Origin of the sequence: Thiohalorhabdus denitrificans (assembly GCF_001399755.1) — a bacterium.
GTDB lineage: Bacteria > Pseudomonadota > Gammaproteobacteria > Thiohalorhabdales > Thiohalorhabdaceae > Thiohalorhabdus > Thiohalorhabdus denitrificans.
Genome location: NZ_LJCP01000007.1, coordinates 134,850 through 159,112, shown reverse-complemented (window position 1 = coordinate 159,112; position 24,263 = coordinate 134,850). Strand labels below are relative to the sequence as shown.

General features: G+C 71.3%; 25 protein-coding genes and 5 tRNA genes. 14 read left to right on the top strand and 16 right to left on the bottom strand.

Going from position 1 to position 24,263, the window contains the following annotated elements:
* Positions 1–57: 57 nt before the first annotated feature.
* Together AN478_RS03950 and AN478_RS03945 are read left to right on the top strand one after the other, a co-directional pair.
* Positions 58–2,517 (top strand): EAL domain-containing protein, encoded by a 2,460-nt coding sequence (locus AN478_RS03950; protein ID WP_054965323.1) that lies wholly within the window; start codon positions 58–60, stop codon positions 2,515–2,517.
* Positions 2,518–2,574: 57 nt separating this feature from the next.
* Entirely contained in the window at positions 2,575–3,405 is an 831-nt protein-coding gene (locus AN478_RS03945; protein ID WP_054965322.1) for a symmetrical bis(5'-nucleosyl)-tetraphosphatase, read from the top strand.
* A 9-nt stretch (positions 3,406–3,414) separates the two neighbouring features.
* On the opposite strand, the gene AN478_RS03940 is transcribed toward AN478_RS03945, so the two are convergent.
* Both AN478_RS03940 and AN478_RS03935 read right to left on the bottom strand, forming a co-directional pair.
* The gene (locus AN478_RS03940) at positions 3,415–3,645 is read right to left on the bottom strand and encodes a hypothetical protein (RefSeq protein WP_054965321.1); all 231 of its coding nucleotides are present in this window, start codon (positions 3,643–3,645) and stop codon (positions 3,415–3,417) included.
* A 50-nt stretch (positions 3,646–3,695) separates the two neighbouring features.
* Complete coding sequence (locus AN478_RS03935; RefSeq protein WP_143004132.1) at positions 3,696–4,058, bottom strand: hypothetical protein; 363 nt, start codon at positions 4,056–4,058, stop codon at positions 3,696–3,698.
* Positions 4,059–4,233: 175 nt separating this feature from the next.
* Here AN478_RS03935 and AN478_RS03930 point away from each other — a divergent pair.
* The 5 genes from AN478_RS03930 to AN478_RS03910 all read left to right on the top strand — a co-directional run bounded on the left by AN478_RS03930 (position 4,234) and on the right by AN478_RS03910 (position 4,863).
* A tRNA-Leu gene (locus AN478_RS03930) sits at positions 4,234–4,321 on the top strand.
* Positions 4,322–4,337: 16 nt separating this feature from the next.
* Positions 4,338–4,413 (top strand) — tRNA-Gly (locus tag AN478_RS03925).
* A 37-nt stretch (positions 4,414–4,450) separates the two neighbouring features.
* Positions 4,451–4,527 (top strand) — tRNA-Pro (locus tag AN478_RS03920).
* Positions 4,528–4,693: 166 nt separating this feature from the next.
* Positions 4,694–4,769, top strand: a tRNA-Thr gene (locus AN478_RS03915).
* A gap of 7 nt (positions 4,770–4,776) precedes the next feature.
* A tRNA-Leu gene (locus AN478_RS03910) sits at positions 4,777–4,863 on the top strand.
* 185 nt (positions 4,864–5,048) lie between these two features.
* Here AN478_RS03910 and AN478_RS03905 read toward each other — a convergent pair.
* The 3 genes from AN478_RS03905 to AN478_RS03895 are packed head-to-tail and all read right to left on the bottom strand — an operon-like array spanning position 5,049 to position 7,403.
* Entirely contained in the window at positions 5,049–6,299 is a 1,251-nt protein-coding gene (locus tag AN478_RS03905; protein WP_054965521.1) for an ammonium transporter, read from the bottom strand.
* Positions 6,300–6,326: 27 nt separating this feature from the next.
* Entirely contained in the window at positions 6,327–6,665 is a 339-nt protein-coding gene (locus AN478_RS03900; RefSeq protein ID WP_054965319.1) for a P-II family nitrogen regulator, read from the bottom strand.
* A gap of 12 nt (positions 6,666–6,677) precedes the next feature.
* Positions 6,678–7,403 carry a TorF family putative porin gene (locus tag AN478_RS03895; protein ID WP_054965318.1) on the bottom strand — a complete coding sequence of 242 codons (726 nt, stop codon included), beginning with the start codon at positions 7,401–7,403 and terminating at the stop codon, positions 6,678–6,680.
* A 304-nt stretch (positions 7,404–7,707) separates the two neighbouring features.
* Here AN478_RS03895 and AN478_RS03890 point away from each other — a divergent pair, with 304 nt between their 5' ends.
* Positions 7,708–8,934: a M16 family metallopeptidase gene (locus tag AN478_RS03890; RefSeq protein ID WP_054965317.1), complete on the top strand. Its 1,227-nt coding sequence runs from the start codon at positions 7,708–7,710 to the stop codon at positions 8,932–8,934.
* A gap of 25 nt (positions 8,935–8,959) precedes the next feature.
* Here AN478_RS03890 and AN478_RS03885 read toward each other — a convergent pair whose 3' ends face one another.
* Complete coding sequence (locus AN478_RS03885; protein ID WP_054965316.1) at positions 8,960–9,892, bottom strand: LysR substrate-binding domain-containing protein; 933 nt, start codon at positions 9,890–9,892, stop codon at positions 8,960–8,962.
* 175 nt (positions 9,893–10,067) lie between these two features.
* On the opposite strand from AN478_RS03885, the gene AN478_RS03880 reads away from it, so the two are divergent.
* Entirely contained in the window at positions 10,068–10,523 is a 456-nt protein-coding gene (locus tag AN478_RS03880; protein ID WP_054965315.1) for a c-type cytochrome, read from the top strand.
* A gap of 33 nt (positions 10,524–10,556) precedes the next feature.
* On the opposite strand, the gene AN478_RS14660 is transcribed toward AN478_RS03880, so the two are convergent.
* A complete protein-coding gene (locus AN478_RS14660) occupies positions 10,557–11,252 on the bottom strand; it encodes a cytochrome b/b6 domain-containing protein (protein ID WP_054965314.1) in 696 nt (231 codons plus the stop codon).
* Positions 11,253–11,406: 154 nt separating this feature from the next.
* Here AN478_RS14660 and AN478_RS03870 point away from each other — a divergent pair, with 154 nt between their 5' ends.
* Entirely contained in the window at positions 11,407–12,369 is a 963-nt protein-coding gene (locus AN478_RS03870; RefSeq protein ID WP_054965313.1) for a CobW family GTP-binding protein, read from the top strand.
* Here the strand turns inward: AN478_RS03870 and AN478_RS03865 are convergent.
* Positions 12,356–13,114, bottom strand: coding sequence for an SAM-dependent methyltransferase (locus AN478_RS03865; protein WP_231627328.1), 759 nt, complete (start codon positions 13,112–13,114; stop codon positions 12,356–12,358). The genes AN478_RS03870 and AN478_RS03865 overlap by 14 nt on opposite strands.
* A gap of 107 nt (positions 13,115–13,221) precedes the next feature.
* Here AN478_RS03865 and AN478_RS03860 point away from each other — a divergent pair, with 107 nt between their 5' ends.
* The 3 genes from AN478_RS03860 (at position 13,222) to AN478_RS03850 (ending at position 15,116) form a co-directional block, all read left to right on the top strand.
* Complete coding sequence (locus AN478_RS03860) at positions 13,222–13,605, top strand: hypothetical protein (protein WP_054965312.1); 384 nt, start codon at positions 13,222–13,224, stop codon at positions 13,603–13,605.
* Positions 13,606–14,007: 402 nt separating this feature from the next.
* Entirely contained in the window at positions 14,008–14,349 is a 342-nt protein-coding gene (locus tag AN478_RS03855; protein ID WP_054965311.1) for a hypothetical protein, read from the top strand.
* 122 nt (positions 14,350–14,471) lie between these two features.
* Positions 14,472–15,116, top strand: a complete 645-nt coding sequence (locus AN478_RS03850; protein WP_054965310.1) for a DUF6064 family protein — start codon at positions 14,472–14,474, stop codon at positions 15,114–15,116.
* A 16-nt stretch (positions 15,117–15,132) separates the two neighbouring features.
* Here the strand turns inward: AN478_RS03850 and AN478_RS03845 are convergent, their stop codons facing one another.
* The 6 genes from AN478_RS03845 to AN478_RS03820 all read right to left on the bottom strand — a co-directional run bounded on the left by AN478_RS03845 (position 15,133) and on the right by AN478_RS03820 (position 20,933).
* On the bottom strand, positions 15,133–15,813 hold the full coding sequence (locus tag AN478_RS03845) for a DNA alkylation repair protein (RefSeq protein ID WP_054965309.1): 681 nt from the start codon (positions 15,811–15,813) through the stop codon (positions 15,133–15,135).
* 40 nt (positions 15,814–15,853) lie between these two features.
* The gene (locus AN478_RS03840; RefSeq protein WP_054965308.1) at positions 15,854–16,150 is read right to left on the bottom strand and encodes a hypothetical protein; all 297 of its coding nucleotides are present in this window, start codon (positions 16,148–16,150) and stop codon (positions 15,854–15,856) included.
* Positions 16,151–16,232: 82 nt separating this feature from the next.
* Positions 16,233–17,321: a glycosyltransferase gene (locus AN478_RS03835; protein WP_054965307.1), complete on the bottom strand. Its 1,089-nt coding sequence runs from the start codon at positions 17,319–17,321 to the stop codon at positions 16,233–16,235.
* Positions 17,318–18,427, bottom strand: coding sequence for a glycosyltransferase family 9 protein (locus tag AN478_RS03830; protein ID WP_054965306.1), 1,110 nt, complete (start codon positions 18,425–18,427; stop codon positions 17,318–17,320). Before AN478_RS03830 ends, AN478_RS03835 begins: the two co-directional genes overlap by 4 nt.
* Positions 18,400–19,293 carry a universal stress protein gene (locus AN478_RS03825; protein WP_054965305.1) on the bottom strand — a complete coding sequence of 298 codons (894 nt, stop codon included), beginning with the start codon at positions 19,291–19,293 and terminating at the stop codon, positions 18,400–18,402. The genes AN478_RS03830 and AN478_RS03825 overlap by 28 nt, the downstream gene beginning before the upstream one ends.
* Positions 19,290–20,933: a cation:proton antiporter gene (locus AN478_RS03820; RefSeq protein WP_054965304.1), complete on the bottom strand. Its 1,644-nt coding sequence runs from the start codon at positions 20,931–20,933 to the stop codon at positions 19,290–19,292. Before AN478_RS03820 ends, AN478_RS03825 begins: the two co-directional genes overlap by 4 nt.
* Before the next feature lie 131 nt (positions 20,934–21,064).
* Between AN478_RS03820 and AN478_RS03815 the strand changes: the two genes are divergently transcribed.
* Complete coding sequence (locus tag AN478_RS03815; RefSeq protein WP_054965303.1) at positions 21,065–22,690, top strand: BCCT family transporter; 1,626 nt, start codon at positions 21,065–21,067, stop codon at positions 22,688–22,690.
* A 195-nt stretch (positions 22,691–22,885) separates the two neighbouring features.
* Here AN478_RS03815 and AN478_RS03810 read toward each other — a convergent pair whose 3' ends face one another.
* Together AN478_RS03810 and AN478_RS03805 are read right to left on the bottom strand one after the other, a co-directional pair.
* On the bottom strand, positions 22,886–23,608 hold the full coding sequence (locus AN478_RS03810; RefSeq protein WP_143004133.1) for a hypothetical protein: 723 nt from the start codon (positions 23,606–23,608) through the stop codon (positions 22,886–22,888).
* Positions 23,599–24,255, bottom strand: a complete 657-nt coding sequence (locus tag AN478_RS03805; protein ID WP_054965301.1) for a TSCPD domain-containing protein — start codon at positions 24,253–24,255, stop codon at positions 23,599–23,601. The genes AN478_RS03810 and AN478_RS03805 overlap by 10 nt, the downstream gene beginning before the upstream one ends.
* Between the last annotated feature and the right edge of the window lie 8 nt (positions 24,256–24,263).

Genomic DNA, 24,263 nt, shown 5'->3' with positions numbered 1-24,263 from the left:
GGCCTACCCCGGGCCTTCCGGGGCGGAACCCCATTGCAAAGAGCTTAGCACCGGACCATGGGCACCCTGCTCCTCCTCTCCATCACGGTCCGCCTGGCGGGCCTGGGCCTGACCCTCTGGCTCCTGCTCCGGGACCGCCGCATGCCTATCCTCTTCCTCGCCGCGCTCACCTCCCTCATGGCGGCCCGCCAGGGCATCACCTTCGCCCAGATGGACACCCCCTGGCTGGGCGGGCCCTGGATCTCCGAGCTCCCCGGCCTGGCCGTCTCCTTCCTGATACTGGGGGTGGTGCTGGCCTCAATGCGTCTCCTCCGCGAGGAGGGCCGGCAGTTCTCCTTCTGGGACAACGTGTCCCGCGAGGCGGGCTTCGCCTTCGCCACCGTGGCCCCGGATCAGACCCTGCGCCGCGTCTCCACCAATATCCGCGAACTGCTGGGGTACTCCCCCGAGGCCCTGGCGGGCCGGACTTTCCACTCCCTCACCGCGCCCGGTTCGCCGCTGCGGGAGCTCCCCACGCCCCAGGAGGCGCCCGACCTGGTCCGCGGCCTCCGCCGAGAGGCGGTTCTGCTGTCCCGGGACGGCCAGCGGATCCCGGTGCGGATCTTCCTGCGCCACCTGGGCACGCCCCTGTATGAGCGCCGTCACTACAACCTGGTAATCGCGGACCGCCGGGAGGAGGTGCAGGCACGCCAGCTCCAGGAAACCATCGCCGACCTGGCCCGGGAGGCGGAGGACATCATCACCAACGAGGGCTGGGGCCTGGTGCACATCGCCGAGCGCGCCGCCGCCGCCCTGAACGTGGAACGGTTCAACGTGTGGTGGTTCTCCCCCGACTACCAGCACCTGCGCTGCGCCGAGAACTTCGATCGCACAGCGGGGCGCCACACCGCCGGGGAGGTGCTGGATACGGCGCAGGCCCCCGTCTACGTGGAGGCCCTACGTGCCAACCGGGTTCTAAAGGTGGAGGATTCGGCCTCGGACCCCAACCTCCGCGAACTGACGCCTACCTATCTGGCCCGGCACGGTGTACGGGCCCTGCTGGACGCCCCAATCCTCCTCGAGGGCGAGGTGGCGGGGGTGGTCTGCTTCGAGCACACCGGCGGACGGCGCGCCTGGAGCGAGGCGGAGGTGGCCTTCGCCGGCTCCATCGCCGATCTGGTAGCCCTGGCCCGCACCGCGGGCCGCCACCGCAAGCGCGCGGAGCAGCTCGCCCAGCAGGCCTATCTGGACCCGCTGACCGGGCTCCTTAACTGGCAATACCTCCAGCAGCGCCTCCAGGAGGAGGTGGAGCGGCAAGAGGCCACTGGGGAGCCGCGCCTGGCCCTGCTCTACATCGACATCGACCAGTTCCGCTACGTCAACGACACCCTCGGCCACGAGACCGGTGACCACCTCCTCGCCGAGGTGGGCAAGGAGCTCATCGCCGCCCAGCCCACCGACTCCCTGCTCGGGCGCGTGGGAGGCGACGCGTTCGTCCTGGCGGTGCCCGGGCTGGATGAGCAGGCGGCCTGCGGGGTGGGGGAGACCATCCGCGACCGGCTGGCCCATTTCGGCTTCCGGGTGGGCAAGCGGGACATGACCCTCTCGGTAAGCATCGGCGTCGCCCCCTTGCGGGACACCTCGGACACGGCCGGGGACCTCCTGGCCCGCGCCGACCTCGCCTGCAACCAGGCCAAGGAGGCGGGGCGCAACCGCATCAGCCTCTACCAGCCCGGCGAGACGGCCGGTCAGCTCATGAGCAAGCGGCTGGAGATGTTCCACCGGCTGCGCAGAGCTCTCAATCAGGACCGCTTCCGGCTGGTCTACCAGCCCATCCGCGGGCTCGGCGGCAACACCGGGGACTTCCACGAGACCCTGCTGCGCATGGAGGAGGACGGTGAGCTCCTGCTTCCCGCCGAGTTCCTTCCCACCGCCGAGCGCTTCAGCCTCATGGGCGAGATCGACCGCTGGGTGGTACGCCATGCCCTGGCCAAGCTGGCCACCGAACGCCGGGAGCGACCGGGGCTCACCTTCTCGATCAACCTCTCCGCCAGTGCCTTCAACGACCAGCAGCTCTGCGACGAGATCCGCCAGGAGATCGAGCGCTGGGAGCTGGACCCCTCCGCCGTGGTGTTCGAGATCACCGAGACGGTGGCCATCGCCAACATGGCGGCGGCCAAGGCCATGATCTGGACCCTCAAGGAGATGGGCTGCCGCTTCAGCCTCGACGATTTCGGCAGCGGCTTCGCCAGCTTCGCCTACCTGCGGGAGCTTCCGGTGGACTTGGTCAAGATCGACGGCCACTTCATCCGCGAGCTTTCCGGCTCCACCCTCGACCTGGCCATCGTCCGCTCCCTGGTGGACATCGCCCACACCCTCGGCAAGGAGGTGGTGGCCGAGTTCGTGGAGAACGGCCAGACCCTGGCCCTGCTCCAGGAGATGGGCGTGCACTACGGCCAGGGCGCCTACCTCGGCCCCCCGCAGGCGGAACCGGCCCCGGTGCTCCGCCGGCCCCGGCCCGCCGTTGGCGAAGGCTAGCCCCGCCCCCTACCCCGGCCGGTAGAATACAGCCCGCGTCCGACCTCGGGGAGAACATTGGCCGTCTACGCCATCGGTGACATCCAAGGCTGCGGGGAAGAGCTGGAAGGCCTGCTGGGCCGGATCGGCTTCGACTCCCAACGGGACCGGCTGTGGGTGGTGGGGGACCTGGTGAACCGGGGGCCGCGGTCCCTGCAGGTGCTGCGCCGGCTGCGCGGGCTGGGGGACGCCGTCCAAGTGGTGCTGGGCAACCACGACCTGCACCTCATCGCCCTGGCGCACGGCTACGCGGCCTTCCGCAGGAAGGACACGCTGGCGGAGCTCCTGGAGGCGGAGGACGGACCGGCCCTGGCGGACTGGCTGCGGCGGCAGCCCTTGCTCCACGAGGCCGTAGACCCCCGCTGGACCATGGTCCACGCCGCCCTGGCCCCCGGCTGGGACCTGGCCGAGGCCCGCCTCCGGGCGGAGGCGGTCAGCCAGGTGCTGCGGGACCGGTGGGGCCCGGAGCTGGCCGGATCCCTGTCCACCGCCACGCTGCCCACCCACGACCCCCCACCCGAGCGGGAGTGGGAATGGCTCCGCTTCACCGCCGCGGTGCTGACCCGCACCCGCTACTGCACGGCGGAGGGGGAGTTCGATTGGGGAGGAGCCCCGCCGGCGGACCCCCGCTTCCGTCCCTGGTACGCCCACTCGGAACGGCGCTGGCGGGGGACGCGGGTGGTCTACGGCCACTGGGCCGCCAACGGGCTCACCCGCTCCGGGGACGTCCTCGGCCTCGACTCGGGCTGCGTTTGGGGCGGAGCGCTCACCGCCGCCCGATTGGACGCGGACCCTCCGGCCCTTTGGCAATGGGAGTGTCCGGGCCACTGGACCCCGGGGCGGGACTGAGGCGGCGGGTCAGCCGCCGCGGCGGGCCTGGAACCGCATCCAGAGCACCCCCATGCCGGCTGCCCCGAACAGGGCGCTGGAAAGGAACACCAGGGGGGACTCCACCAGGTACAGAAAAGCGACGGCGGCACCGATGTACAGCACCGGCAGGGCCTCGTAGAGGGGCCGGGGCAGGCCGCCCTCCACCCCCTTGGCCGCGGCCCCTGCCACGGAATAGCGGGTCCGACTGCGCTGTGCCATGCTGCTTCTCCCCTTCTGCCCCCGCGGGGGCGCCCGTTTCCCCCGGCGCGTTACGCGAGCCGGGCCTCCAGCTCCGCGACCATGGCCGCCTCGTCCAAAGGGGTCTCCAGGGCCGGAGTGAGGTGGACGGAGAAGCCGTTGTCCATGGCCACCAGCTCCTCCCGCCCGGTCTCCCCGGTCTGCCGCTTCCAGTCCAGTCCCCGGCCGTTGATGAACCGTTGCAGGTCCGCGGCGGTCATCTCCAGCTGGTGGTACTCCTCGAAGGGGGGATAGGGCCCGCCATCGGGGGTCTTGAGGGTCAGGGACCAGCGGCAGCCGCGCACGCTCAGGGTCAGGCCCGTCCCCTGGGGGTGGGCGAAGCCCTTGAACGTGGGCGTCCCGGATGCACCTTGGTTTTCCGATCTTTCAGGCACTTGCAAACCCCTCTGGTTTCCGATTGTTGCCACGCTCCAAGAAAATTGCAAGAAACCGCCTCCCCCCCCTTGTGTCCAAGGCCGCAGAATCCTATCCTAAACGACCCTTGCAGCGGGAAGCCATGAACGGCCACCCTGGCTGCAGGGAACCATAGCCCCGAGACGGGCGTCAGAAGCGCGGGTGGCGGAATTCGGTAGACGCGCTAGATTCAGGATCTAGTGGCCGCAAGGCCGTGTGGGTTCAAGTCCCACCCCGCGCACCATATTTCAAGCTGTAAAGCGGGCGTAGCTCAGCTGGTAGAGCACCACCTTGCCAAGGTGGATGTCGTCGGTTCGAATCCGATCGCCCGCTCCATTTTCCGGGAACCGGGTCGCCACGCGGCCGGTATCCACGGGGTGTAGCTCAGCCTGGCAGAGCACCGCCTTCGGGAGGCGGGGGCCGGTGGTTCGAATCCGCCCACCCCGACCAATTTATTGGTCTAAGCAGGACCGTGGGGAGCGCTGCAGAGCGCACACCCCGACCATATTCATGGTCTAAGCAGGCTCGGGGGCGCGCCGCAGGGCGGGCACCCCTACCATACAAATTGGTCTTTAGGCTTGCGAGGTTCCCCAACCGGGAACTCCACCAGTCGGATGCCCGCGTAGCTCAGCCGGTAGAGCACACCCTTGGTAAGGGTGAGGCCACTGGTTCAAGTCCAGTCGCGGGCACCAGCTACTCGCGCGGGTGGCGGAATCGGTAGACGCGCTAGCTTGAGGGGCTAGTGGGCTTACGCTCGTGTGGGTTCAAGTCCCACCCCGCGCACCATAGGAAGAAGAAGGCCCGCGGCCGTCCCGGCCGCGGGCCTTCTTTGTGGCATCTCCCGTCCCCGAAAGGCCCCGGGCCGCCCACCGCGGGCGGCTCCCGGGGCCCTCCGAAGTCCTCCTGGCCGGGGGCGGCCGGTTATCGCCCGCCCAAACCTCCGGAACCGACCTGCTCCCCGACCGCCCCGCTCAGGTGCGGGACCCCTCGAACTCCGGGTAGGCCTCCAGACCGCACTCGCTCAGATCCAGGCCCTCGTACTCCAGCTCCTCGGAGACACGGATGCCCACCACCGCCTTGAGCACGCCCCAGACCAGGAGGCTGGCAAGGAATACCCAGGCGAAGATGCCCACGATGCCGAGGAGCTGACCGCCCAGGCTGGCGCCTTCGTTGGACAGCAGCACCGCCAGCAGCCCCCAGATCCCCACCACGCCGTGGACCGAGATGGCGCCCACCGGGTCATCGATCTTGAGCTTGTCGAGCCCCACGATGGAGAACACCACCAGGATCCCGCCCACGGCACCGACCACGGTGGCCAGCAGCGGCGTCGGCGCAAGCGGCTCGGCGGTGATGGCCACCAGCCCGGCCAAAGCGCCGTTCAGGGTCATGGTGAGGTCGGCCTTGCCGAACAGGACGCGCGCGGTCAGCAACGCGGCCACCACGCCGGCAGCCGCGGCGGCGTTGGTGTTGACGAAGACCCGGGCGACGTTGTTGGCCGACTCCACGCTGGCCACCGCCAGCTCGGAGCCGCCGTTGAAGCCGAACCAGCCCAGCCACAGCACGAAGGTGCCGAGCGTGGCCAGCGGCAAGTTGGCGCCGGGGATGGCGTTGATGACGCCGCCGGGGCCGTACTTGCCCCGCCGTGGCCCGAGCAGAAGCACCCCGGCCAGGGCCGCGGAGGCGCCCGCCATGTGCACGATGCCGGAGCCGGCGAAGTCCGAGAAGCCCGCCTGGTCGAGCCAGCCGCCGCCCCAAGTCCACATGCCCTGCACCGGGTAGATAAAGCCGGTCATGATCACCGCGAAGGCCAGGAAGGCCCACAGCTTCATGCGCTCCGCCACCGCTCCGGAGACGATGGACATGGCCGTGGCCACGAACACCACCTGGAAGAAGAAATCCGACAGGTTGGAGTAGTACGGGGCACCGTCGCCGCCGGCGAGCACCGCCTCGGTGGTGTTGTCCGCCCCGATCAGGAAGCCGAGCCCGGGAATGACCGAGGTCAGCGACGATCCGTACATGATCTGGTAACCCACCAGCAGGTACATGATGCTGGCGGTGGCGAACAGCGCCACGTTCTTGGTCAGGATCTCGGCGGTGTTCTTGCCCCGCACCAGCCCCGCCTCGAGCATGGCGAAGCCCGCCGCCATCCACATCACCAGCGCCCCGGACATCAGGAAATAGAAGGTGTCCAGGGCGTAGCTCAGCTCTTTCAGTCCATTCAGTGCTTCCATTCGTTCGGCTCCTTGGGCCTACAGGGCGTCCGCGTCGGTCTCGCCGGTGCGGATGCGTACCGCCTGCTCCACCGGGGACACGAAGATCTTGCCGTCGCCGATCTTGCCGGTCTGGGCCGTGTCGGTGATGGCGTCCACCACCGCCTGCGCCTGGTCCGCGGGCACCACCACGTCAATGCGCACCTTGGGCAGGAAGTCCACCACGTATTCGGCGCCGCGGTAGAGCTCGGTGTGGCCCTTCTGGCGGCCGAAGCCCTTCACCTCGGTCACGGTGATGCCCTGCACACCGGCCTCGCCGAGGGCCTCGCGCACGTCGTCCAGCTTGAACGGCTTGATAATGGCGGTAACGAGCTTCATGGCTGCGCTCCTCTAGAAGGTCCAGGTGGCCCCGGCCCAGAAGTGGTTGTCCAGGTAGCCATCCCCGCTGCTGTCGAAGCGGTCGCTGCCTCCCCAGGTGTAGTTGAGGCTCATGTCGGCCCCGGTGGCCGCCAGCGGATGCGAGAGGCTCACCGTGGCGTCCCGGAAGGCGCCGTCCTCCGTGCCGCCGGTGATGAATTCGCCGTCGCTCTCGTAGAAGTAGTAGCCGGCGTCCGCGGCGAAGGTGAACTCCCGGGGCAGCGCCTGCTCGAAGCTCAGCTTGACGTAGACGTCGCCCTGGTTGGTCCAGGTGGAGTCGTCCAGGGCGTAGTTCACGGACAGGCCGACGGGGCCGTAGGAGCCCGCTACGTAGGCCTCGGGGGTATTGGCGTCGGAATCGCCCTCGCCATTGCCGGTGTAGAGGAAGTAGAGGAGGCCGAGGTCGTAGCCGAAGTCCCCCGCCGAGCCGCTGTAGCCGGCATAGAGGTCCACCTCGTTGTTGTTGGGGGCGCCGTAGTCGAGGGTGGAGAACCAGGTGCCGGCGTAAAGCCCCGAGTCGTGGCCGTAGTCCAGGCCGCCCTGAAGCGCCGTGCGGCTGTCCTCCACACCGCCGCGGAAGATGTACTGGGACACCGCCCCGATGTTGCCGGTGACCTCGGCCTGGGCCGTGGCGGCTCCGGCGAGCAGGGCCGCCGAGGCGGCGAACGGGGCGATGCGGGACGGAACGTGCTTGGGCATGGGAATCTCCTTGCGTGGCGTCACGAATGTACGGCCCCTCCTAGGCAGGGATCGTGCCATTCCTCAAACCCCTTAAACTTCAGTTAATTATTAAAATACTCGCCGGGGAAGCCCCCCAGTTGTGCACCGAAAGGGGCCGCCGCCCACGACCCGGGCACCAAGAAGGTGCAAGGACGAGCCCGCGACGGGCGCCCTGGTCCACACCCGCTGCGGGTTTTCCTGATACGGTGGATTGTTGATCGGCGGAAAAGGCGGCCCGGAGGGGTCCCGGACCCGCGCACCTGCAAGAGGCGAGGACGGAGCGTTGACGAGGGAATACCATCACGAGGAATGGCCCAACGGGGTGCGGCTGGCGGTGCGAACCAAGCCCGGCTTCGCCGGGGCCGCCCTGGGCCTGTGGCTGGTGAACGGGGTTCGCCACCAGACCCCGGGGGAGGACGGCCACGCCCACCTGCTGGAGCATTTTCTCCTGGAGGGCCCGGAGCCCGGCCAGGGGCGGCTGCGGGCCTACGAGCGCCTGGGCGGCCGGGTCAACGCCCAGACCGGACGGGAGCTGACCGCCCTCCACGGCACCGTCCCGGCCGCGCGGGCCCCGGAGCTGGCCCGCATCCTGGCCGAGGCCGTGCCGCCCCGTCCCCTGGGCCGCGAGGCCCTGGACCGCGCCCGCGCCACCGTGGACCGGGAGCGCGAGGCCTGGGCAACCAACCCGGCCACCCGGTTGGAGGAGCGGGCCCTGGGCGCGGCGCTGGGCGACGACCCCCTGGCCCGGCCCCTGCTGGGGGAGGCCGATGCCCTCGCCCGGGCCACCCCCGCCTCCCTCGCCCGCTACTGGTCCTCGGTGGCCCGCGGGGGGCGGGTCCTGGTGGCGGCCGCCGGAAACGTGGACCCCGCCGAGCTTGCGGAGGCCCTGGCTCCCTTGCGGGACCTCCCCGCCGGAGGCCCGCCGGAGGTGACCCCGCCCCGCTGGCACGGGCCGGTGCGGGCCGCGCCCTCAAGGGCGGACGGCTTCGGCCAGCTGCTCTGGCTGCTGCCCGCCCCCGGGGCCGCCTCGCCGTGGCGTCCCACGGCGCGCCTCGCCAACCACATCCTGGGCGAGGGCATGGACAGCCGGCTCGACCGCAAGCTCCGCCACGAGGCCCAGCTGGCCTACCGCTTCCGCGCCCACCAGGAGACCTACTCGGACCAGGGGCTGTGGTGGCTGGAGGTGGACACGGATCCCGAATGGCGCGATGCCTGCCGCCGGGTGGTGGAGGAGGCCGTCCGGGAGCTGGCGGCGGAGGGCCCCACGGACGCAGAGCTGGAAGACGCCGTGGCGCATTGGCGGGCGGTGGCCGCCCTGCAGCGGGACGACCTGCTGGTGGAGATGGAGGCCCTGGCCCTTGGCGGGCTCCACGGCGCCGGGGATCTGGCGGAGGCCGACCTGGAGTCGGTGACCCCCGAGGGGGTGCGGGAGCTGGTGGCGGACGCCTGGGGGCGGCGGGTGGCGCCGCCCGCCGAACTGCCGGCCTCGGCGCGCCACTCCATCCATTGAGCCCCGCCCGGCTGCGCCGGCGAGCCTAGGGGTAGGCGTCCTCCGGCTCGGACCGGGGGGCGAGCCAGGTCTCCAGGGCTCCGGGCTCCGCCAGCGCATCCAGGAACCAGCGCAGGGCCAGGCCGCGCACGGGAGTACGCCAAGCCAGGTAGGTGGTGGTGGGCGGCACAGGGTTGGTCAGCCGCAGCTCCCGCAGAGCCCCCGCGCGCAGGTGGGGCGCGGCGGCGTGCCGGGCCAGATGGCCCACGCCCAGCCCCCGCAGCAGGGCCGCCACCTTGGACTCCTGGTCGGGGACGGTGAGCACGGGTTGCCCGCTCCGCAGGCCGGTGCTGCGCTCCGGCCGCTCCCGCGCCGAATCCGCCACCGCCACCACCCGGTAGGGGCGCAGATCCTCGGGGCTCAGGGGCCGGTCGAGGTCGGCCAGGGGCAGGTCCGGGGCGGCCACCGGAACCAGCTCAACCTCCCCCAGGGGCCGCACCGCGTATTCCCGCCCGGGGGGCCCGTCCCCGGTGGCGCCCACCACCAGATCGGCCCGGCCGTCCAGCAGGGCCTCCCAGGCCCCCGCCAGGGCCTCCCGACCCAGCCGCACCCGCACCCCGGGCTGCTCCGCGTAGAACCGCTCCACCAGGGGGAACAGCCCCGCCACGGGAAACAGGGCGTCCACCGCGATGCGCAGCTCCGCCTCCCAGCCGGTGGCCACCCGCCGCGCCGTGGCCTCCAGGTCCTGGGCCGCATCCAGGATGGGCCGGCCCTGCTCCAGCACCAGCCGCCCCGCCTCGGTCAGCACGGGGCGGTGCCCGCGCCGATCGAACAGGGCCACCCCCAGACCCTCCTCCAGGCGCTGCACGGTGTAGGTGACAGCGGAGGGAACGCGGTGGAGCTCCGCCGCCGCGGCGGAGAAGCTGCCCTTGCGGTCGATGGCGTCGAGCACCTGCAGGGCCTCGAGGGTCAGGGCCATGGCCGTCCCTCCGGATAATTATTCAAAATTTTTGAAAATTTCCATCGAAACTTTCTTATTTACTTGCGGACGGCCACTACCTAGGTTCGGGACTGCCCCTTGCCGGTCCCGCCCATGGAGCGGCCCGGGCAAGGCGGACCATGCAACCACTAACCGAAGCTGGAGGAAGCACCCCATGCACCGCAAGATGGCCACCCTGTTGGCGGGCGCCCTGCTGGCCACCGGCGCCACGGCGCACGCCGCCGGCGACGAGGAAGAGAAGGCCGTTGAGTACCGCGAGTCCGTGTTCCACGTCATGGGCCACAACTTCAAGCCCATGGGCGCCATGATGAAGGGCGAGATCGACTTCGACGCCGAGGAGTTCGCCACCCGCGCCGAGCGCGTCTCCCAGCTCGCCCACATGCCCATGGAGGGCTTCATGGAGGGCACCGCCGACGTGGCCGACAGCGAGGCCAAGCCCGGTATCTGGGAGAACTGGGAGGACTTCCAGGGCAAGATGGAGGACCTCCAGGAGACCTCCGCCGAGCTGGCCGAGGTGGCGCAGGGCGGGGACAAGGGCGCCATCGCCCCCAAGTTCAAGGCCGTGGGCGAATCCTGCAAGGCCTGCCACGACGACTACAAGGAAGACTGACAGCCGGCGGCCGGGGCCCGGCCCCGGCCCGGCTCACCCCGCCGCGGCGATCCCTCCGTACACCGCCGCCAGGCACGCCACCATCAGCAGCAGCCCCCGCAGGACCACGCCCCAGCCGAACCGCTCCGGCCGACCGGTGGCAGCGGAGGCGAGCCGCTTCCAGCCGGTGATCATGGGCCGCACCAGATCCTCCCGGGCCAGCAAGGGATAGACCACGACCACCGCCGCCACGTGCAGGCCCACCACCCACAGCAGGACGTCGAACAAGGTGTAGTGCGCGCTATTGAGGAAGCTCTCGATGTCGCCGGGGAGGGTGCCCACCAGGGGCCCGTCGGTGAGGATGTCGTCGCTGGCGAACAGCCCGGTGAAGGCCTGCGCCCCCACCAGCAGCAGGATCAGCATCACCGCCCAGCCGCCCGCCGGTCCGTGGCCCAGGTGCGGCTCGGGGCGCCCCCGCAGGAGGCCGCGCAGCTCCGCCACCACGCGCCGGGGGCCGGCCAGGAAGTCGGCGAAACGGGCGTGCCGGCTCCCCCAGAGCCCCCACAGCAGGCGGAAGGCCACCAGCCCGAGCACCGCCTGCCCGGCCAGCATGTGGGCGTCCATCCAGTCCAGGCCCTGCTCGCCGCTCCACCAGCCGAAGCCGATCAGGGCCACCAGGGACCAGTGGAAGAGCCGGAGCGGCCCGTCCCAGACGGCCACCCGGCGCTTGCCGAAGCTCGCGGATGTCAACGCACCTTCCTCCCAGCGCAGGTTTGGTGCGCTCAATCTTGACGCCCGCGGCGTCCTTTTTCAATGAATCTGAATAGGCGGGGCGGTGGACGGGCCCGGGCGGCTCCGTCAGGATATCCGTCCATCCGCCGCACCGGAGGCACTCCGTCCAGCCATGCCCGAGCCGTCCCCCCTGCCCTGCCACGTGATCGCCGGCCCCCTGGGCGTCGGCAAGACCACGGCCATCCTGGACTACCTGCGCCGCCACACCGGCGAGCAGGAGGTAGGCGTGGTGGTCAACGATTTCGGCCCCGTGGGGCTGGACGGCGCCATCCTGGAGGGGGAGGGCGGGAGACCGGAGGTGGCCACGGTGCCGGGAGGCTGCGTGTGCTGCGCCGCCGCCGAGGGGCTGGTGACCACCATCCAGCGCATGCTGGAGCTGCCCGACCTCGACCGGCTGATCATCGAGCCCAGCGGCATGGCCGACCCGGCCCAGGTGCTCGTCCTGCTCCGGCAGATGGCCGGGCAGTCGCGCCTGGAGCTACGGCCCACCATCGCCCTGCTCAACGCCGCCGAGTTCGAGCCCCGGCGCGCCTCGCAGATGCCCTTCTTCCGGCACATGGCCGACGCCGCCGATATCCTGGTGCTGAACCGCTGCGACGCCGCGGAACCCGGTACCGAGGAGGCCTTCCGGGAGTGGGCGGCGACGCTCGAGCCGCCCAAGCTGCGGGTGGTGACCACCGAGCACGGCCACCTCGACGAGGAGCTGTTCGCCCTGCGGCTCCCCGAGCCGGCGGCGGAGGCGTGCCACCCGCACGGCCACACCCACGCGCTCGGCGACACGGCGAACGACCCCAGCGGGGGCGCCACGTGGCCCGCGGCGCGGTGCTTCCACCACGACCGCCTGACCGCGGTGCTGGAGGGCCTGGCCCGGGAGGGGATGGAGGGCGTCCGCGTGGAACGGCTCAAGGGGGTCTTCCGCACCGAGCGCGGCTGGTGGGTCCTGCAGATCGCCAACGGGGAGGTAACCCGGCGCGAGACCCCGGCGCGGAAGGACAGCCGCGCCGACTGGGTCGCCACCGAGGGCCGCCCGGAAACGGTGCGGGACCTGCTGGAGAGCGCCCTCAGGCCGGAGTGAACCGGGCCCGCAGCATGCGGTTGCCGCCGGGCTGCAGCTCGTAGGCCACCTCCTCCACCGTCACCGTCCAGCCCTGCCCCTCCAGCCACTCCCAGACCGGGGCCACGTCCAGGGCGGGCAGCCCTTCCAGCCCCAGCAAGGGGAAGATGCGCACCTCCCGGGCCACCCGGGCGGCCTCGCCGGCGGCCTGGAGGTGGAACGCCGGGGAGAGGCGGCCGCTGTAGGAAAACAGCAGGTGGGAGATGAGGGCCAGGTCGAAGGCGCCATCGGCAAAGGGCAGCCGGGGCAGCTCGGCGGCCACGTAGCGGCCGGAGTGCTCCCCGCCCTCCAGATCCTCCAGGAAGGCGTCCATGGCCGCGCGGCGGGCCTCGATCAGGTCCCCCACGGAGCCGTGGTAGTCCCAGCTGTAGCCTTCCAGGTTGGCCATGAGCTCGGCCTCGATGCCCGGGCGGGCCCGGTCGATCCGGCGGCGGATGGCGGTGGGGGGAAAGCGGTACAGGGGGTCCGCCGAGACCACCGTCCCGCCCCGCCGGGTGAGTTCGGCGTTGAAGCTGGCCGGCCCGTCCCCCACGCCCAGGATGGACCGCTCCAGATCGGCGTCCTCGAGCCGGAACAGGTCCCGGTATTCCTCGAAGGAGCGCCCCCAGGGCGCCACCTCCTCCAGGTGGCAGGCCATCAGCCCGCCCTCGCCGTCCGCAGGCGGGGGTCGACCCCCCCCGGCTTCGATGTCCGCGCGGTCTGCCATTTCCGTCCCCCTTTGGCTGACCGGCTCCGTCCGTCCCCATTGATGTCCGACCCACCCACCGTTATGGGTGGAGAAGAGGACAGCCTCTCCCGACGGAGCTCGTACCCATGAAGATCTACGACATCTATCGCCATCCCGCGCACGGCATCCGGGCCGTGAAGCAGGGGTTCTCCTGGCCCGCCTTCCTGGGCGGCGGGCTGTGGGCCCTCAGCAAGGGCATGGGGCGCCTGGGCCTGGCCCTGCTGGGCATCGCCTTGGCCCTCAGCGGACTCGCCGGCACGGCCGTCCTCCGGGACGCCCCGGTTCTCGCGCTCGCCGTCGGACTGACGGCGGCGGCCATCGCCCTTGTCCCCGGGCGGCGCGGCAACCTGTGGTGGCGCATGGCCCTCCGGGAGCAGGGGTACTACCGGGTCTGCACCGTGGACGGGCGCTCCCCGGGGGAAGCCCTTCGGGCCGGGCCACCGATGGCGCGCGCCCCGGCCCACCCCTAGCCCGCCCGGCGCACCACCCCACCGCCCGGGCAGGTCCCAGGGCGCGTGGAAAAGACAAGGGTTTTCGGGGATTTTTACCGCAAGGACCGGCCCGGGGCAATCGCAAAATCGCCCCGAGTGGCAAGGGGATGGCATGGTCTCCTTGGCCTTCCGACCAGGCGGACACCCAGGAACGGAAAAATTCCGAAAAGCCGAAATCTCCGCCGTCCCCCCCGGGCCGCCAGGATTCAGCGACGCGGCCCTCCCGCCCCGGGCGCGTGCGATACGGAAAAACCATGCAGCCTTATAGACATAGGGGGTTCACCTAATTGGCCGCCCGACCCGAATCGAGGCCTAATGCTCCCCTCAGCCCGGGGACCCCCGACCGGGAAGGCAACCACACATTCAGCAGGGTCGGCATCCATGAAGCAAAAGGACTGGAGAACCAACCTGGACACCGCACACGCCAGCCTCCGCGCCCAGGAGGAGATCCTGGAGCGCCTGCGCCGGGAGGTGGAGGACGGCGAGGACCCCTACATCGCCGCCTCCCAGCTGTTAACCCGCTGGCAGTTCCTGCGCACCCATTTCCGGCAGACCCAGCTCGCCCTCTTGCGCGAGGCGGGGGAGATTCCGGACCTGAACGATTACCAGCGGCGCCGGACCCTGGACTCCCTGGAGCTGCGGGCCCGGCAGCTCGACGCCAGCCTTGCCACGGTGCTCAATGAGCTGGAGCGCCACGAGGAGCAGCATCCGGCCACCGCCTGAACGGCGGCCGGGAGTCCCCGGCTCGCCCCCGGAAAAGAGGGGGGACGGTTTCCTCCAACCTGTCGGGTAAAGGCAACAGGTGGTGTAGACTGGTCCCGTAACCCGCAACCCGGGATTACGGGATGCCGTACACCCTGGATGAATTCCTCGCCGTTTACGCGGCCTACAACCAGGCCCTCTGGCCCCTGCCCCTCCTGGGGACGCTACTTGGGCTCACGGTGGTGGCCCTGTACATCGCCCGCCCCCCCTGGGGGGACCGGGCGGTGGCGGGGATCCTGGCGGCCTTCTGGCTGCTCGTGGGCGGGGTCTACCACCTGGCCTTTTTCACCGCCATCAATCCCCTGGCCTACGCCTACGCCGCCCTGTTCATCGTGCAGGGCGTGCTGCTGGCCTGGGACGGCGCCTGGAAGGCGCGCTGGCGGCTGGGGCCGGCCACCGGATGGCGCGGCTGGCTCGCTGCCCTGCTGGTGGTGTACGCCCTGGCGATTCAACCGCTGGTCAGCCTGCTGGGGCCCCGCGACTACCCCGATATCTCCCTGGCGGGGGTGGCCCCCTGTCCCACCACCCTTCTCACCCTGGGGGTGCTGCTGCTCACCTCCGGCGGGCCTCCCTGGCGGCTGCTCGCCATCCCCCTGGCCTGGACCGGGATCGGCGGCAGCGCCGCGGTGCTGCTGGGCGTACCGCAGGACTACGGGCTGATCGTCGCCGGGGCGCTGGTGCTGACGGTCGCCCTGGGCCCCTCCCAGCCCCGTCCCGCCCCTTCCTGAGGCGAGGCCTAGTGTCCTAGTCCAGGCGCTGCTGCACCAGCTCCGAGCGCAGCTCCAGCGCCGCCTCGTGGCCGAGGCGGTGGGCCTCCTTGGGCTGACTGACTTGGTCCTGCAGGGCCTCGGCCACCTCCAGGGCCCGGGCGTTCAGGCCCTGCGAGCGCTTGCCGATCTGGCGCAGCGCCCAGCTCACCCCCTTGCGCACCCGCTCCCGCTGATCGCCGGCGCCGCGCTCGATGGCCGGGAAAAAGGCCGCGAAGGCGTCGTCGCCGGCCTCGGCGTCGTGGAGGGCCAGGGTGGCCATGAGCACGTAGCCGGCCCGGCGGGGGAGGTCCTCCTCCCGCTCCGACCAGACCCGCGCCTTATCCCACGCGGCGGGCGCCTTCCAGAACAGGTTGGCGCAGCACTGGTCCGCAAGGTCCCAGGAGTTGAAATCCGCCACCCAGGCCTCCATGAGGTCGCCGTCCACCCGGGCGGGGTCGGCCACCATGGAGGCGAGGATGCGCGCCTCGTGGATGCCGGAGCCCCACAGGGCCAGGGCCAGATCGTGGTCGGTGCCGATCTCTCGGGCCAGCTCCCGCAGCCGGGGCACCCGCACCCCAAGGGCGTGCTCGGTGTTGATGCCCAGGTGGGCCATGGAGGCGATGGTGCCCGGCTCCACCAGGGAGCGCAGGCGGTCGATGACGGGGCTGGCTTCCATGGATCGTCTTCCTGTGTTTATCGGGGGATGGGGGGGGGAGCTAATGCTCCATGGAGCAGCAGTCCCGCTCGTCGTCCCCGGACGCGGGCGGTCCCGGCTCCACCGGGAAGGAGCGGTCCAGGCCCGGGGGCGGCTCGGGTGCGCTCTCCGGCTCCGGGGGCGCCGCGGCGGGCTGCTCGGCCTCCGGAGGGCCGGCCTCGGCGGGCGGCTCCTCCACGGGGGCGGCTTCTTCCCCGGCGTCCCCCGCACCGGCCGGCGCGGCAGCCAGACCGAGCGCGACCGCGAGGATCGGAACGCCCCACCGGCCGGGGGCCCGCCATCGGAATCGGTTGCGCATGTCCTGCCCCTCTGGAAGGTCCGCATGGGGAGGGCGCCGGGCCGCGCCCCGCGGACAGGGTACCCCATATCCCGCCGGCGGTTCAGCGCCCGAGGACCTCCCGGTAGACCCGGCGGTTGCCCGCCACCATGGCCTCGATGTCGAACTCCCGGCGCACCAGCTCCCTCCCGGCCCGGCCCATGCGCGCGGCGGCGCCGGGGTCGGCCAGGAGGTCCCCGACGGCGGCGGCCAGGGCGGGGGCGTTCCCCGGCGCCACCAGCCGGCCGTTCTCCCCGTCCCGGACCGCCTCGGGGATGCCGCCGGCGCGGGCGGCGACGATGGGGACGCCGGCGGCCGCGGCCTGCAGCAGGGAGACCCCGAGCCCTTCGCGCAGGGCCGGATGGACCACCAGGTCCAGGCAGGGCAGCATCCGCGCCAGGTCCTCACGGAACCCGGCGAACCGGACGGCCTCCGCCACCCCGCGCCGCCGCGCCTCGTCCTCCAGGGCCGCGCGCAGGGGGCCCTGGCCGAACAGCACCACCCGGAGGTCCGGGAAGCGCTCGCGGAGGACCGGCAGGGCCTGGAGCAGGTAGGTATGCCCCTTGCGCTCGATGAGCTGCGCCACCACCCCCAGCACCGGCCCGCCGTCGGGCAGCCCGAGCTCACCCCGGAACCACGCGGGATCGCAGGGCAACGCGTAGCGCCGGGCGTCCACGGCGCTGGGGACGGTGACCACCCGCTCCGCCGGCACGCCCTCGGCGAGCAGCACCTCCCGGATGCCGGCGGAGATGGCGATGGTCCGGGCGTACAGGGGGTACTTGCGGGCCACCCACCAGCGCGGCTCCGGGTTGTCCACCCGCCGGCTGAGCACCGCAGGGACCCCGGCCCACCGCGCCGCCAGGCCGCCCCACAGGTCCGCCCCGCGGCGGCTGTGCACGTGGACCAGGTCCGGCCGCAGGCGGCCCAGGAGGCGGCGCAGCCGCAGGGCCATACCCGGGGCCAGGTCACCGCCCCGGCCGGTGTCGTGGACGGGGATTCCCGCCTCCCGCGCGGCCGCGGCAATGGCGCTGTCCCTCGGGCAGGCCAGGTGGCTCTCGCTGTCGCCGTGCCGGGCCAGCCCCTCCAGCAGGTAGAGCACCTGGGCGGCGCCGCCGTACAGGTGGCGCCCGGTCTCAACGTGCAGGATCCTCACGCCGTGTCTCCGGTCGAGGCGCGCACCGCCCGCGCCTCGGCCAGCACGTCGTCCACGGGGATGGCCGCCATGCAGTGAAAGGCCCCGCCGCAGGTGGGCCGGCGCCCGCAGGGTGCGCAGGGCAGGCCGGAGTAGAGCACCCGGGCGCTCGGCGTGGCCGGATCCAGGTAGGGGCGGGTGGAGCCGAACAGGGCCACGGTGGGGGTGCCGAAGCCGATGGCGGCGTGGGTGAGCCCCGTGTCCACCCCCACGCACAGGGCCGCCTCCCGCAGCACGGCGAGGCTTCCGGCCAGCCCCGTGCGCCCGGCGAGGTCCGCCACCTCCCCCTCGGTCCGGGCGGCGATGCGGGCGGCGGCCGCCCGGTCGCCCGGGCCGCCCACCAGCACCACTGGCAGGCCCATCCCGTCCCGGATCCGCGCGGCGAGGTCCGCCCAGCGCTCCTCCAGCCAGTGCTTCTGCGGGCGGGTGGTGAAGGGGGCGAGGACCGCGAAGGGGCCCTTGATGCCCGCCTCCGCCAGGGCCCGGGCAGCCTCCTCCCGGGCCGTCCCGGAAACGGCCGGGGCCAGGGGGAAGGCCCCGGGCTCCAGGCCCAGCTCCCGGACCAAATTCCGGTACTCGGAGGCGATGCGCTCCTCGTTGCCGTCCCGCGCCACCACCCGGGTCATCAGCCAGCGGCTGCCCTCCCGCGAGCCCAGGCCCACCCGCTCCGGCGCGCCCGTGAGCCGGGCCCACAGCCCGCTCTTGGCCAAACCCTGCAGGTCCAGCACCAGATCGTAGCGGTTGCGCCGCAGGCCCCGGGCGAGGCCCAGGAAGGCCCGCAGGAGGGCCCAAAGGCGTCCCCGCCGCAGCAGGCCGCGCCATTCCGCCTTGGGCCAGCGGATCACCTCCCCCAGCTCCTCCCGGGCCGCCAGGACGGCGTCGGCGGGCGGCTCGGCCAGCCAGTCGATGCGGGCGTCGGGGTAGGCGCGGCGCAGGACGGGGAGAACGGCCGAGGCCATGACCACGTCGCCGATGGCGCTCAGGCGGATGACCAGGATGGCGCGCGGCGCCGTGTCCTCGGGGGAGCGGGCCACGGCGTTCAGGGCCGGACGGTGAGGACGTCGCATTCCGCCCGGTGCAGGAGGTGGAGGTTGACGCTCCCCAGCAGGGATTCGCTCATCCCGCCCCGGCCCCGCGAGCCCACCACCACCAGATCGGCCTCCTGGGCCCGGGCTTGGCCGAGGATGACGCGGGACGGATCGCCCTGGCGGACCAGGGGGCGGCACCGGCCGCGGTCGCCGAAGCCGTCCAGGAAGCGGTCCAGCTCGGCCTTGGCGAGGGCGTGGCCCTCCTCCCGGTAGCGCTCGGCCACCTCCAGGGGCAAGGCGTCGTAGTCGATGCTCTGCTGGAAGGGCAGCTCGAAGACGTGCAGCACGTAGAGGGTGGCCTGGGGACAGAGCGCCAGCGCCCACTCCAGGGCCTTCCTCGAGGCCGCCGAGAAGTCCACGGCCACCACCACACGACGGTAGCCCCGCCCGGCCCCCTCCCCCGCGCGAACCAGCAGCACCGGCCGGTCGGCGGTGCGCACCACCTTCTGGGCGGTGACCCCGGAAAAGAGCCGCTCCTCGCCCTCCTGCCCATAGGCGCCCGCCACCACCAGGTCGTAGCCGCCGGCGCGGGCGTAGTCGCCGATGGCGGTGCGGGGGTGGCCCTCCACCACCTCGGCGCTGACGGTGCCAGCGTACTCCGCCGCCAGCCGCGCGCGCAGGTCCTCCAGGCGCTCCCGGGCGGCGGCCAGCACGGCCTCGCGGGCCTCCCGGCCCACCGAGACGCCCAGCACCTCGCGGAGCCGCTGCAGGGGGCCCTCGGCGAGCACGTGCAGCAGGTGCAGGCTGCCGTCGGCGGGGGCCAGGGCCAGGGCGCGGCGGGTCGCCCGCTCCGCCTGCTCCGAGAAGTCGGTTGCCACGAGGATGCGATCCGCCCGAAGGGTCACGCCCTCTTCCCCTTCATCAGTTCTCCTGCCACGGTCTCCGCGGCGTACTCCGCCGCGCTGGCGTAGGGCAGCAGCAGGCGCGGGATGCCCGCCTCGGTAAGCCGCTCGGTGTCCCGGTCGCTGAAGGCCGCCACCAGCACCTCGGCCTCGTTCCCAGTCTGCCCCAGGCCCCGCCACAGGGCCAGGTTGGGCTCCACCTTGGGCACCGTGCTAATGATGTAGGTGCCGCGCTTGCCGGGCAGGGCCTTGACCACCTCCGGATCGGAGGCGTCGCCCGGAAAGACGGTGATATCCGCCTCCTCGGCCCGGCGCGCCGCCTCGGGATCGAAGTCCACCCCCACCACGCGCGTCCCGCCAGCCTGCAGGCGGGCGGCGATGCGGCGACCCAGGCGGCCCATGCCCATGACCACCACCCGCGCCTCGCGCAGGGCCCGGGCCCGCTCCTCCACCGCCATCTCCCGGTGGGGGTGGCGGCGCTCGAAGGGCCCCAGCCAGGGCTCCACCCAGCCGAACAGGCGGTTGGAGTAGAGGATCATGTAGGTGGACAGGGTGATGGTCACTAGGCCCACCATGGTCACCAGGCCCAGGGCCTCCTCGCCGATGTGCCCCAGGGAGATGCCCAGGGCGATGAAGATGATGGAGAACTCGCTGATCTGGGCCACCGTGAGCCCGGCGAGGAAGCCCGTGCGCTTGCGATAGCCCATGAAGCCCATGATGGCGAGCACCACCAGGGGGTTCCCCACCAGCACGAAGGCCGACAGCACCGCGGCCGAGCCCAGCTCGCCGCCCAGGGTGGAGAGGTCCAGCTTGCTGCCGAGGTCGATGAAGAAGAACAGCAGCAGGAAGTCGCGCAGGCTGGCCAGGCGCTCCCCGATCAGCTCGCGATGACCCGCCGAGGCCAGCGAGAACCCCGCCAGGAAGGCCCCCACCTCCTTGCCGAAGCCGGCCACCTCGCCGAGGCTCGCCAGGCCGGTGCCCCAGGCCACGGCGAAGATCAGCAGCAGGTCGTGGGACTGGCCGAGCACCGGCACCAGACGGGGGAAGACGTAGCGCATGAGCAGCAGCACCGCCCCCATCACGGCCACCAGCGTGGCCGCCGCCGTGGCGGCGGTCACGACGCCGCCCTCCTGGCCCCCGGAGGCGCCCAGCAGGGCCATGGCCACCACCACGGCGATGTCCTGGACAATCAGGAAGCCCATGGCGATGCGCCCGTGCAGGGCGTCGATCTCGTGCTTGTCGGACAGGAGCTTGACGATGATGATGGTGCTGGAGAAGGTGAGGGCCACCGCCACGTACAGCGCCGTCATGGGCTCCAGCCCGAGGGCCAGGCCGATCAGGTAGCCGAAGGCGATGGTGAAGCCGAGCTGGCCCAGCCCCGTGGCCAGGGCCACCGGCCCCAGCCGCCGCACCAGGTGGAGGTCCAGCTTCAGGCCCACCAGGAACAGCAGGATGGTGATGCCGATCTCGGCCAGCAGCTCGATCTGGGTATGGGCGGTGACCAGGCCCAGCCCGGCGGGCCCCACCGCCAGCCCCACCACGATGAAGGCCACGATCAGGGGCTGACGCAGCCGGATGCCCAGCAACCCCACCCCCGCGGAGATGAGCAGCAGCAGGGCGATCTCGTGGTAGGTGGAGGCCATCGCAAGCCCCTGAGTGGCGGGTGGGGAACTGCCTCATTCTAGGGCCTGTCTCCGGCGGCGGAAACCGGCGCGGGACGCCACCGGCACCCGGCCCCAACCCGGGAAACTCCCGAGCAGACAAGGAAACGGTCATGGAGGAAGGCAAACGGGCCACGCGCGGCCCCCTGAAGGGCATGAGCCCGGTGGTCTACCTGGGCGCCTCCGCCCTCATGGTGGCCATGCTGCTGATGGGGACCCTGGCCAGCGGGGAGACGGCGCGTTTCCTGGAGGAGCTGCGCGACCGCGTGAGCCCCTTCCTCGCCTGGTACTACGTGGGGCTGGTGGCTTTCATTCTCGCCTTCGTCATCTGGCTCGGCGCTGGCCGCTACAAGAACGTCCGCCTGGGCAGTGATTTCGAGCAGCCGGAGTTCACCCTGGTCCCCTGGCTGGCCATGCTGTTCGCCGCCGGCACCGGCGTGGGGCTGCTGTTCTGGAGCATCGCCGAGCCCATCCTCCACCTCGGCGACAACCCGCTGGTGGAGGACGGCGGCTCCCCGGAGGCGGCCATGGCGGCGCTACGGCTCACCTACTTCCACTGGGGGCTGTCGGCGTGGAGCGTGTTCGCCGTGGTGGCCCTGGCCCTGGCCTACTTCGCCTACCGTCAGGGCCTACCCCTGACCCTGCGCTCGGCCCTGTACCCCCTGCTCGGCAACCGCATCCACGGCACCGCCGGCCACCTGGTGGACATCTTCGCCGTGCTGGCCACCGTGTTCGGCGTGGCCACCACCCTGGGCTTCGGCGCCCAGCAGATGGAGACCGGCCTCTCGGAGCTGCTCGGCATCGAGCGCAGCCAAACCCTGCAGCTCGGCATCATCGCCGTGGTCACCCTGGCCGCCACCGCCTCGGTGGCCTCGGGCGTGCGCCGCGGCGTGCGACGGCTGTCGGAGATCAACCTGTGGCTAGCGGTGGTGCTGCTAGTGCTGTTCCTGGTCCTCGGTCCCACCTGGCAGCTGCTCGGCTACCTCCTGCAGGCCGGCGGCGAGTACTTCCAGACGCTGATCGGCCACTCCTTCTGGACCGGCATGGACGGCAACCGCGACTGGCACACCGAATGGACGGTGTTCTACTGGGGCTGGTGGATCGCCTGGTCGCCCTTCGTGGGCATGTTCATCGCCCGCGTGTCCCGGGGCCGCACCCTGCGCGAGTTCGTCTTCGGCGTCCTGCTGCTGCCCACCGTGTTCAACTTCGTCTGGATCGCCGCCCTCGGCGGCACCGCCATCGACCTGGAGATGAACGACACGGTGGCCATCGCCGGCGCCGTGCAGCAGGACGTCACCGTGGCCCTGTACCGCACCATCGAGGCCCTCACCACCGTGGACGCCCTGGCCACGGGCACCGCCGCCCTGGCCACCCTGCTCATCGCCATCTTCTTCATCACCTCCGCCGACTCCGGGACCCTGGTGATCAACACCATCATGGCCTACGGCAACCCCAGCCCGCCCCTGCGCCACCGCATCGCCTGGGGCCTGGGCATCGGCGTGCTCACCGCCGTGCTGGTGGTGGGCGGCGGCACCCAGACCCTGCAGGACGCGGTCATCGCCGCCGCGCTGCCCTTCTCCGTCATCATGATCCTGATGGTGGCGGGGGTCATGAAGGGACTGCGCGAGGAGCGCTTCGCCCCGCGCGAAGGCCTCAAGCACCACCTGCCCGACGAGCCCTGGACGGGCGTGGACACCGAGGCGGAAGGCTTCGCGGAGGTGGAGGAGGAGCGGGTGTAGCCGGCGTCCGGCAGCGCTGGCCCGGTGGGAGCGGCTATCGGCTTCGACCGTTGGGCGGGATATCCTGCCGGGCCTCCGCGCTTGGGATGCAGAGGTCGTAAGCCAATCCCGGGGGAACCGCAAAGCCTTCCGCATGGACCATCAGGGCGCGTAAGCCCCCTGAACCACCCATCGGGAGCGACACACCAGGGGCAGCTACTCCTGGTCAGGGCCTGCGGGGATAGGAACCATGAAGGGTTGGGCCGAGGAATCCGAGGATCCCCGGCGCATGGTGAAACCGGTAAGCTTAAACCACCGGTCCTCAGACCATTGGGTGCTGGAGAAGCTAAGCTTGAACCGCACCCCGTTATCGGCCACCGCGGTCAGCTCGTAATCCGGTTCCGCGTCCTCCCGGCCCAAGAGCTCTGCGGCTTCCTTGAACTTCATTCCCCGCTGGATTCCGGGGCCCAGCTCCCATTTCACGTGGTCGAAGAAGGGGTGCTCCTCCGACTCCAGGTTGAATTTCAGCTGTCCCATGTTCTGGTATTGGACCTCGGAAAGGGCCCCGTCCTCGAAAACCATGGTAAGAGCCGTGCCATAGAAGAGCGCGGTTCGCCCCCCACCCAGGCGGGCCAAGCCGTTCGGGGATCCGAAGCGAGCGACCGTGTCCTCCAGGGAGGCTCCGAGCGGCAGACCGAAGACTCCGGATTCGGAATCGATCGCCCTTGGCAAATCCTTGAAATCGATATCGGCGGAACCCGCACCCGGCGGGGTGATCGGGACCTGGACGTTCTGTTCCTCCCCCTGGGCGGGGATCGCCTGGACGGACCACAGGCCCATGGCCAGCGCCAAGCCGGAGCGCCACGCGGCGCGCGAAGAAATAGGAAAACCCACCGTCCTCCCCCTTTCGCCCGTCTCGGGCTTACCGATCAGCCGCACTTGGAATCGCCGCACTCCAGGCACAGGTTGCAGCCGTCCATGCGCACCATGGCCATGGCGCCGCAGGCGCCGCACTGGGTGGCGTTGGAAAGCGCTCCGGACTCCTCGGCCTTGGCCTTCTTGGCCTTGAGCGCCTCCGGCGTCTCCTGCTTCTCGATCATGCCGATGCGCTGCAGGTGCATCTCCAGCACCTCGCCGAGCTCGGCCACCAGCGAGGGCATGTAGCGGCCGCCCTTCTTGAAGTAGCCGCCGGAGGGATCGAACACGGAACGCAGCTCCTCGACGAGGAAGCAGACGTCGCCGCCCTTGCGGAAAACCCCGGAGATCACCCGCGTCAGGGCCACGATCCACTGGAAGTGCTCCATGTTCTTGGAGTTGATGAAGATCTCGAAGGGCCGGCGGTGCTCCTTGGGCGTGCCCTCGTGCATGACCACGTCGTTGATGGTCACGTACAGGGCGTGCTCGGACAGGGGCGTCTTGATCTTGTAGGTAGAGCCCTCCAGCCGCTCCGGGCGCTCGTCGGGCGGCGTCACGTGCACCACGTCCGCCTCGCCCTGCTCGGCGGCCACCTGCGGGCCTTGATTCTGCTCGTTGTCGTCCTTCACCACCGAATAGCCGGTGATCTGCTGGTCGATCTTGATGGTCATTTGGTCAC